The organism is Pedococcus sp. 2YAF34 (genome assembly GCF_052114585.1).
In the GTDB taxonomy this organism is placed as follows: domain Bacteria; phylum Actinomycetota; class Actinomycetes; order Actinomycetales; family Dermatophilaceae; genus Pedococcus.
Window position 1 is genome coordinate 1 of the sequence record NZ_JBFRFA010000155.1, and the last position, 371, is coordinate 371.

Here is a 371-nt window from a genome sequence, read left to right on the forward strand (position 1 = left end):
GGACTCGCCGGTCGCAGTCAAGGAGGCCGTTCTCCCGTTCAAGCGCTTCCGCACGCGCGAAGGCCAGATCGTCGACTCGGTCCTCGGGCCGGAGATGCGCTCCACCGGCGAGGTCATGGGAATCGACAAGGACTTCCCCCGCGCGTTCGCGAAGAGCCAGTCGGCCGCGTACGGCGGCATGCCGCTCGGCGGCACCGCCTTCGTCTCGGTCTCCGACCGGGACAAGCGCTCGATCGTGCTGCCGGTGCTGCGCCTCCAGCAGCTCGGCTTCGACATCCTCGCGACCGAAGGCACCGCGGAGGTGCTCAACCGCAACGGCATCGCCGCCCGCGTCGTGCGCAAGTTCAGCGACGTGCCGGACGGCGAGACGC

Annotated in this window: 1 pseudogene; it reads left to right on the forward strand. The window is 70.1% G+C overall.

The features are described 5' to 3' along the window. Positions 1–371: pseudogene (carB, locus tag AB4Z02_RS19345) on the forward strand (carbamoyl-phosphate synthase large subunit); the annotation flags it as partial.